Raw genomic sequence first — 8,385 nt, 5'->3', positions numbered from 1 at the left:
TCCTAGTTAAGAAAGCATTAAATCTTTTAGGTTGGGAGGTTGGTTCAACTCGTCCGCCATTGTGCGAAGCTGACTCAGAAATCAGTCAAAAGTTAAAACTCGTTCTCAAAGAACTTGGTTTGATTTAGCAAGAATATAATGAAACCTGACGGGCTAATTTGCTGAAGATTTTTATAAAAAAGTGTTTTATTTTACCAAAATCTGGGTAAAACCCCTGTGCTAAGACTGGATAAATATATTATGAATTTTGAGCTTTTAAAGCCGAATTAATTAAGCAACAATTGAACATCTGATAAAAAGTCAGCTGTTTTCAGACTGATTTCATAACCTGTTTGTCTTGTCAGTTTTACAACAATCTTAGATTTCACATTTGATTGACAAAGAACAATCTTTAAATTTCACATTTTTATCAACAAAGAACACGAGTAAGGAGAATATGGCTAAAAACGAAACTTTAGCCGCCCTAAAAATTATTCCGTTGGGCGGTTTGCATGAAATTGGTAAAAATACCTGTGTTTTTGAGTATGACGACGAAATTATCCTGTTAGATGCAGGATTGGCTTTTCCCACAGACGGGATGCATGGAGTCAATATAGTACTCCCAGACATGACTTATATACGGGAAAATCGCCACAAAATTAAAGGTATGATTGTCACCCACGGTCATGAAGACCATATCGGTGGGATAGCCTTTCACCTAAAGCAGTTTGATATTCCTGTGATCTATGGTCCTAGACTAGCATTGGCAATGCTAGAGGGGAAATTGGAAGAAGCAGGAGTGCGCGAGCGCACTGAATTAAGAAGTGTTCTCCCGCGCGATGTGATGCGAATTGGCAAACATTTCTTTGTAGAATATATTCGCAATACCCACTCCATCGCTGATAGCTTTACTGTAGCAATTCATACACCAGTTGGTTTGATCATCCATACAGGAGATTTTAAATTTGACCATACGCCCGTAGATGGTGAGCATTTTGACTTGCAAAGACTAGCCGAACATGGAGAGAAAGGCGTACTGTGCTTGATGAGTGACTCAACAAACTCAGAAGTACCGGGATTCACGCCTTCAGAACGTTCTGTGTATCCAAATCTAGACAGAGTCTTCAGTCAAGCCACTGGGCGATTATTTGTAACAACCTTTGCCTCCAGCGTGCATCGCATTAACATGGTTTTGCAACTGGCGCAAAAGTATAAGCGTGTCGTGGGCGTGGTAGGTCGTTCCATGCTGAATTTGATTGCCCATGCCCGTAATCTAGGATATATCAAGTGTGATGATAATCTCCTTCTACCGTTGCAATCAGTCCGTAATGTACCAGATGAAAACGTATTGATTCTGACTACTGGTTCTCAAGGTGAGCCAATGTCAGCGATGACGCGCATTGCCAATCAAGAACATCCTCATATTAGAATTCGTCAAGGAGATACGGTCGTCTTTTCAGCGAACCCCATTCCTGGAAATACAATTGCTGTAGTCACCGTCATCGATAAGTTGATGATGCAGGGAGCAAATGTCATCTATGGTCGTGATAAAGGAATTCACGTCTCTGGTCATGGATGTCAGGAAGATCAAAAGCTGATGATTGCTCTGACTAAACCCAAGTTTTTCCTCCCAGTTCACGGAGAACATCGGATGCTCGTCAAGCATTCCCAAACAGCTCAGAGTATGGGCATTCCTGCTGAAAACATGGTGATTATTCAGAATGGGAATATCGTCGAACTTACTGAAGAATCAATTCGTGTTGCTGGTAAAGTCGCATCTGGTCTGGAACTGGTAGATACTTCCGGTAGTGGCATGGTTAGTGCTAAAGTGCTGCAAGAACGGCAACGTATGGCAGAAGAGGGTATTGTCACAATTGCGATGGCGCTAGATTGGAATGGCAAATTGATAGCAAAGCCAGAAATTCACCTGCGAGGTGTTGTCACGAGCATCGAGCGCTCCTTGTTGCAAAAGTGGGTACAACAGCGGATTGAAGAAATCCTCAGCGTTCGCTGGTCAGAATTTGCCCCCTCTTTTGATAGTGAAAATCAAGAGGTAGACTGGGGTGGCTTGCAAGGGCTTTTGGAAAGGGAACTTGCACGCTCATTGCGAAAGGAACTGCATTGTCAACCATCCGTAACTTTATTGATGCAAATTCCTGATGAACCACCAGTAAAAGTTTCTGATGGGAGAAGGCGTCGCACTCGTACTGCAGCTCAAGTCGCATCATAGTTAAGTTATAGAGTGTAGAGTCTTAAGTTTGTTGGTTAACTAACCAAAAATGAAACTGCACAAGGGTGGAATAGCGTTGCTATCCACCCTAATTTATTATCAAACTGCGCCAGTTTTCATTGTATGGTGTATTCCTATTGGTTGAAATTCAAGCATTATTTCTGGATAGCTGTTGTGCTCATCACTGCATTGAGTGTCGTTCTTCCAGGAAGAACACAGCAAAACATTTCATTTGATTCCCTATTTCAAACATCCACCATTAGCGCACTTGCAGCAGGAGTTTATGACGGAGAAACGACTTTCAAAGAATTAAAAAATTATGGTAATTTTGGTTTGGGAACAGTGAATGCCCTTGATGGAGAAATGATTGGGTTAGATGGCAAGTTTTATCAAGTGAAATCTGATGGAATTGCTTATTCCATTCCAGACTCGACAAAAACCTCTTTCGCAGTAGTCACCTTCTTTAAGTCAGAGAAACGGATTCATCTAGAAGGGACTATGAATTATCAACAAATGCAGCAATCTTTAGACCGACAGTTACCGACGAAAAATTCTCCTTACGCCATTCGCATTCAAGGCACTTTTCCTTACCTCAAAGTTAGAAGCGTCCCCAAGCAAACTCCACCATATCGTCCTTTAGTAGATGCAGTGAAAGACCAATCCATTTTTGAACTTAAAAATGTCAAAGGTGTTTTGGTAGGCTTTCGTACACCAAATTATATGCAAGGAATTAATGTGAATGGCTATCATCTGCATTTTCTAACTGAAAATCGAAAAATTGGCGGACATCTTTTGGATGGAAAATTCCAAAATGATCAAGTTGAAATTGATACCAAATCAGATGTTCAGATAGCCTTGCCTAAAACTACTCAATTTGAACAAGCTGATTTAGGAGATGGTAAAGCTGCTGAAGTCAACAAAATTGAGCGATAAGTTGATGGAAACGGCATCAAAGATATTTACTGAACCCACAGATATACTAGCAGTAAAGTTAACACCGTCAGTGGTATCCCAAAGCGCAGATGTTCCCAAAAAGTTAACTTGTAGCCTAACTCACCGGCTGCTTCTGCGACGATTAAGTTGGCGACTGAACCAAACAGTCCAAGTAAATAGGGAATCGGATTCAAATTCAGCGCTTGTGTCAGCCTCAAAGTCAATGGTGTAAAAATCAGCGCGATGGTGTCATTGAGAAAAAAGGCCCAGAGGATACCACTAGCACAAGTTAAGGCGATTAACAAGCCAAAAGGACTGCGGGTGAAACTCAACAGCACTGCTAGTGCTTGCTGGAAAAAACCAGCAAAGGATAGGTTGGCATTGACAACCATCATGCTTAACAAAAACACGATGGTAGTGGCATCAATAGCATCCCATGCTTCTTGCAAATTGAGAACACCCAAACCAATGAGAAATGCAGAACCCACTAGGGCAATTGTCGCACGGTTCATGCGTAGACCTGGAAGATAGCCCAGTGCTAACCCCAGGTAAGTCAGCCCTAATACGCCATAGATTGCAAGTTGTCGCAGAAGAATCACAAATTTATAATGCTGTTATCAGCAGCTCTGTAGCTATCAGCAAAATTACTCATATTCCAATGTAAGATTACCACTTTGAAACTGAGAGTGAAAATGTGGGTAAAATCGCCGAAAAATAGGTTTGAAAAAATCGAAATTCTTGATTTTCAATTAATTTTCTTCTTTGTATTCTTTCTCTCTCCTACTTAGCCTCTCTTATCTATAAGTATTTTTTTGGGGAAGGTTGTAATATTTAAAAGTTGCTCTCAGCGTCAAATTTACGCAGTTTTGCTCTTAGCTAATGACTACCTGAATGCAAAATTGCAGTATTTATACTTACGCAATAGAGACTGACGTCAAATGTGTTTTATTTTGTGATAAAATTTTAGTAAACGTTACACCTTTCTCTACCCAAAGGTAGATGTCTTTACTGAAATTTTAATTACATCAAGTTAAAAACAAGATATCTCTACTGCACCTCTGATCAAAAGGAAATTGCGCTTAACTTGACGTAATATAGAACAGGCTCTGATGCCAGTAGCTACTCAGTCATCAGATAAGGCAAATCATCAGATTGTATCTCAGTCAGGACACGGTTCTTCCGGAACAAGTCGTGGCAAAGTTGTAAATGTTCATCGGGTAGTTCAAGAGCCTCAGTCGAATAGAGGAGTGAACCATGAAGGTATATCATAATACCACAAGAAAAATATTTTTGGCAAGCTGGGTGTTGCTAAATCAAACACAACAAGACGCTCCAGCAGCCCAGATGCATCGTCCTTCCGCCAAGCCTGAGTTTGGTATTCTCCAATCCATACGGCGATGGTTAGACAATGTTCCGATTCGCGATCGCCAACTAGCTCATCGCTTGTGTAAGTTCATTCCTTCCCAGTGTCCTTTTGAGCGCGATGTGAAATTATTTGGGAAAACCCTGTTTCATATTCCGCCAATGTGCAAGCTCAACCCTGTCTACGAAGAGTTGGTTGGCTTACGTTTTCGAGCGCTATGCTATCTAGCTGATGAATGCGGCGAAGATGTCACACAGTACTGTTAATAAATCAGTACTGTTGCTGTTAAGGATTGTTTCAGATTTCACACGTGTAGAGACGTTGCCCAACGGGAGAGCGATCGCCGGCACGAGGAAAACCCTCACTCGAACGCGCGCTGCCTCACATGCAACGTCTCTACTCATGACCAAAAACTAGTAACTATTGACCATTTTTTTGCCATTGTGCAATTGCATTCTGCGCTTGTTTGTATGCGGCTGTTTCCTCTGGAACTAAAGCAGCGGTTTCAATCGCAGCTTTGAATTCTTTTCGGTTGGCTCGTTGTTTGGCAAGACGCAAAATATTTTCACTCCATGAGTTGATAGATTTTTGAGCATCATCAAAACCTGGTTCACCTCGTGGAACTTTTTTAGCAACTTCTATAGCGCGATTGTAGGTAGAAGCCTGTCCATCGCGAATTAAGCCAACAGCAGCATCAATAAGGGTTGTATTGGTCACATACTGCTTTGCTTTTAATCGCCACTGCTTAATAGATGTTTGTGCTTTTGAGTATACAGCTTGGTCTTTGGGGACTAACTGTGCAGCGGAAATAGCATTTGCATACTGTTTTTGCTGAGCACGAGTTTGTGCTAAATCTAAAATCATGCGGCTCCAAATCTTGATGTTGTCCTGAGCTTGTTCATACTTGGGATCATCCGGCGGAATTTTAGCAGCCGTATTAATCGCTTGTCTCAAATCACTCGCTTGAGTTTGACTCAGGGACATTTTCTCCAATTCCAACAGTGCTTGGTTGGATTGTTTAGATTCGTCAGGAGTTGGTGTGACTTGTGGACTAGAAGTAACTTGGGGGATTAATTGGGTTTCTGGTTGGGTGAGTATGGTTGGTGATGGTGAGGCTTCGGGTTGTGGTGATACATTAACAATCTTTTTGTTGTTAGTAGCACTTCTGAAAGATGGTGGTAGTATCTGCGCTAACTTGAATCCTACGCGATCGCGCAACAAAACAACCATAATTAAGCATAGAACAAGCATCGTAGCGATGCTCCACAGTAGAAGCAGCGGCAAAAAATGGTTGTTTGACGATTTTTTTTGAGGATGAGGGGATGAGGGAGATGAGGAAGATGAGGGAGTATTTTTTCCTGCAACTTCTGCGACTTCCTTTGCTACTTCCTTGACTTTCGCTTCACGTTTATCCTCCAATTGTGGAGAAATAACCTGCGCCTGTCGCTTAGGAACTAAAATCATGACAGGGTTTTGTGTGGGACGCCAGTAATGTTGACACAGTTCTGGCGTACGAACACTCAGGTATTTTTCTAAATGCGTCAAATGATTGCCATTACCGTAACGTAAAGCTTCTAACAGCGCTGCTGTAAAGAATCCATGCCCTAGTTCGCGACTTTCGTGAGAAAATTCTTCTGGTTGACAAGAAAGAATAGTGGAAATTTGTAGTTCTTTAGCTAGTTCTATTGTTTCTTTTCCAACGTAAGCATCTGTGTAAGTTCCGAAAGCACGGTTGATATCAAGCAATAACAATGCATCGAGGTTCGCAACGTGCAGACTCTGCATGAGCGATCGCATTTCTATACCCGTCTGTTCAACGCGATTGGGATCGCCTTCGGTGGGCATTAAATAATCTTGTCCTTTATAGTTGACGCCATAACCGCTGAAGAAAAACCATAATCGGTCTTGCGGGTGCCAGGAAGTAGCAGCAAAATCTTCAAGCAGTAGTAAAATATTTTCTTTAGTGGGATAGGTAGATCTATCTTCAAACGGTGGGGAAGTCTCTGTTATCACCAGACACTGTTGCGGTAAAAAACCACCATTCGTCACCAAAAAATCTTTGACTGCTTCAGCATCAGCTTGAGCGCAGTCTAAAGGTTGAAAGAACTGATATTGATTGATACCAATTGCGATTGCCCAGTTATTTGCCATCGCGATTTTTCTTACTCGTTGTTTAATTGCCTAGGAAAGTGATTGACTTTGTAAGGAACAAGGCTAACCTATGTCTACTAACCTTGTCTAATAGTTTAGGTGATTCTGATTCGACCGTTATAGGATCTGCCGTCTCCTCAGAGTCTAAGACAAGCGTGGAAGTTGAGGAGTTGCAGTTTTTTGGTTGCTTCAAGGAGAAAGATCGACGCAAACCATAAGAGAGCGATTTCTACTTAACACTCACTACATTTGTTTCTATGCCTTAGAATAAAAAGGTTGTCTACATTTAGAGTACCCGTTACTATGGCTGTTCCTAAGAAGAAAACATCGAAGTCCAAACGAGATAAACGTCGAGCTACATGGAGGCACAAAGCCACAGTTGAAGCTCAGAAAGCTCTTTCTCTAGGCAAGTCTATTTTGACTGGACGTTCTACTTTTGTCTATCCAAATGCTCAACAAGAGGAAGAAGAGGAAGAAGAGGAATCATAAGACGACTATTCGGTAATTGGTAACTGGTTGCTTGTCGGATGTTAGTTGTTAGTTATTATCTCACTAACCACTAACTGGTTACCATTACCCATTACTTATGACTGATTACTTCATCTTGATATAAAAATTAGAGTATTGTCAGAAAAGTTATTTTTCTGCAACTATGGTGGGAAAGTTTTTTCGGAAGCCTACGAAGCAAGATGGGGAACGCGTTCCTCCCGGTCAGCACTTGACCAAGGGATTTCCTGTATTAACCTACGGTGAGACTCCTGAAGTTAGCACAGACGAATGGGAGTTTCGGGTATGGGGTTTGGCAAAACCTGCAACCTTTACCTGGTCAGATTTTCTGGCGCTTCCACAGCACGAATTCACAGCGGATTTCCATTGTGTGACGCGCTGGTCAAAACTTGATGTCAAGTGGACTGGTATCAAGGTTACAGATTTTATGAAACTCATTGAGGTAGACGCCAAAGCAGACCATGTTATGGAACACTGCTACGGTGGCTACACGACAAATATCTCAATGAAAGACTTTGTGCGAGAAGAAAACTTCTTTGCCTTTCAAGTCTTTGGAGAACCCTTACCAGCAGAACATGGGGGTCCACTACGACTCGTCGTTCCTCACCTCTACGCTTGGAAAAGTGCCAAGTGGATTAATGGTTTAGAGTTCTTGGAACGGGAAGAGTTGGGTTTTTGGGAACGCAATGGCTATCACCGTCGTGGTGAACCTTGGGCTGAGGAACGTTACAGCTATTAATAAGGTTGGTGGGGCGTTTCCCAATTGGTGTCAAATTAAAACTAAAATGCTTTGATGACAGTCATTTGAGATCCCCCAACCCCCTAACCAAGGGGGCTAAAATTCTGTCTCCCCCCTTGGTTAGGGGGGATTAAGGGGGGATCGAAGGTTTGTTGGGCATAAAAAGCTTACTCTGTAAGACTCTGCGCTTAAGTTGACACCTATGGTATTATCCGCCCTACTGACTTAACTTATAAGTACCTATAACTTTTTTTGTTTTGGGATGACAAACGGCGTTGCATATGACGAGGCTAATTTCAGTCACCCCCATTTCTCCAATATAAATATTTTCCAGTTCTTGGACTTTCTTTTTAAATAATGTGCTCGGCTCATGTGTCAATCTACATAAAGTCATATTTCCAAAAAAAACTGTATCAGAGATGTATTTTTTATAAAGAGTGAGATGAAAACCCTGCGGCTTTAGCCCAGGGACGCCACATGCCT

At 41.8% G+C, this 8,385-nt stretch carries 8 protein-coding genes and 2 pseudogenes; 7 read left to right on the top strand and 3 right to left on the bottom strand.

The window, feature by feature from the left end:
• From DP116_RS29675 to budA, 3 genes and pseudogenes are all read left to right on the top strand, one after another.
• Window positions 1-128: pseudogene (locus tag DP116_RS29675) on the top strand (4-hydroxy-tetrahydrodipicolinate synthase); the annotation flags it as partial.
• A gap of 308 nt (window positions 129-436) precedes the next feature.
• Window positions 437-2,209, top strand: a complete 1,773-nt coding sequence (locus tag DP116_RS24305; RefSeq protein WP_169157601.1) for a ribonuclease J — start codon at window positions 437-439, stop codon at window positions 2,207-2,209.
• Window positions 2,210-2,332: 123 nt separating this feature from the next.
• Complete coding sequence (gene budA, locus DP116_RS24300; protein WP_246275776.1) at window positions 2,333-3,142, top strand: acetolactate decarboxylase; 810 nt, start codon at window positions 2,333-2,335, stop codon at window positions 3,140-3,142.
• A 47-nt stretch (window positions 3,143-3,189) separates the two neighbouring features.
• Here budA and DP116_RS28705 read toward each other — a convergent pair.
• A pseudogene (locus DP116_RS28705) lies at window positions 3,190-3,738 on the bottom strand (SLC13 family permease); the annotation flags it as partial.
• 513 nt (window positions 3,739-4,251) lie between these two features.
• On the opposite strand from DP116_RS28705, the gene DP116_RS24290 reads away from it, so the two are divergent.
• Entirely contained in the window at window positions 4,252-4,413 is a 162-nt protein-coding gene (locus tag DP116_RS24290) for a hypothetical protein (RefSeq protein ID WP_169157600.1), read from the top strand.
• The gene (locus tag DP116_RS24285; protein ID WP_169157599.1) at window positions 4,397-4,771 is read left to right on the top strand and encodes a Mo-dependent nitrogenase C-terminal domain-containing protein; all 375 of its coding nucleotides are present in this window, start codon (window positions 4,397-4,399) and stop codon (window positions 4,769-4,771) included. The genes DP116_RS24290 and DP116_RS24285 overlap by 17 nt, the downstream gene beginning before the upstream one ends.
• A 154-nt stretch (window positions 4,772-4,925) precedes the next feature.
• Here DP116_RS24285 and DP116_RS24280 read toward each other — a convergent pair whose 3' ends face one another.
• Complete coding sequence (locus tag DP116_RS24280; RefSeq protein ID WP_169157598.1) at window positions 4,926-6,656, bottom strand: caspase family protein; 1,731 nt, start codon at window positions 6,654-6,656, stop codon at window positions 4,926-4,928.
• Between the two features lie 303 nt (window positions 6,657-6,959).
• On the opposite strand from DP116_RS24280, the gene rpmF reads away from it, so the two are divergent.
• Window positions 6,960-7,145, top strand: coding sequence for a 50S ribosomal protein L32 (gene rpmF, locus DP116_RS24275; RefSeq protein ID WP_169157597.1), 186 nt, complete (start codon window positions 6,960-6,962; stop codon window positions 7,143-7,145).
• A 163-nt stretch (window positions 7,146-7,308) separates the two neighbouring features.
• The gene (locus tag DP116_RS24270) at window positions 7,309-7,902 is read left to right on the top strand and encodes a sulfite oxidase-like oxidoreductase (RefSeq protein ID WP_169157596.1); all 594 of its coding nucleotides are present in this window, start codon (window positions 7,309-7,311) and stop codon (window positions 7,900-7,902) included.
• Window positions 7,903-8,119: 217 nt separating this feature from the next.
• Here DP116_RS24270 and DP116_RS28700 read toward each other — a convergent pair.
• On the bottom strand, window positions 8,120-8,385 hold a 266-nt coding region (locus tag DP116_RS28700), incomplete at its 5' end, for a hypothetical protein (protein ID WP_211173484.1).

The organism is Brasilonema bromeliae SPC951 (assembly GCF_012912135.1).
Classification (GTDB): domain Bacteria; phylum Cyanobacteriota; class Cyanobacteriia; order Cyanobacteriales; family Nostocaceae; genus Brasilonema; species Brasilonema bromeliae.
Note: the sequence above shows the minus strand (reverse complement) of the source record. Positions and strands in the feature narration are given on the sequence as shown.

What these genes read in the sequence shown, in the direction of transcription:
- DP116_RS24305 (WP_169157601.1), top strand. Translation starts at nt 437, where the DNA reads ATGGCTAAAAACGAAACTTTAGCCGCCCTAAAAATTATTCCGTTGGGC.
- budA (WP_246275776.1), top strand. Translation starts at nt 2,333, where the DNA reads ATGGTGTATTCCTATTGGTTGAAATTCAAGCATTATTTCTGGATAGCT.
- DP116_RS24290 (WP_169157600.1), top strand. Translation starts at nt 4,252, where the DNA reads ATGCCAGTAGCTACTCAGTCATCAGATAAGGCAAATCATCAGATTGTA.
- DP116_RS24285 (WP_169157599.1), top strand. Translation starts at nt 4,397, where the DNA reads ATGAAGGTATATCATAATACCACAAGAAAAATATTTTTGGCAAGCTGG.
- DP116_RS24280 (WP_169157598.1), bottom strand. Translation starts at nt 6,656, where the DNA reads ATGGCAAATAACTGGGCAATCGCAATTGGTATCAATCAATATCAGTTC.
- rpmF (WP_169157597.1), top strand. Translation starts at nt 6,960, where the DNA reads ATGGCTGTTCCTAAGAAGAAAACATCGAAGTCCAAACGAGATAAACGT.
- DP116_RS24270 (WP_169157596.1), top strand. Translation starts at nt 7,309, where the DNA reads ATGGTGGGAAAGTTTTTTCGGAAGCCTACGAAGCAAGATGGGGAACGC.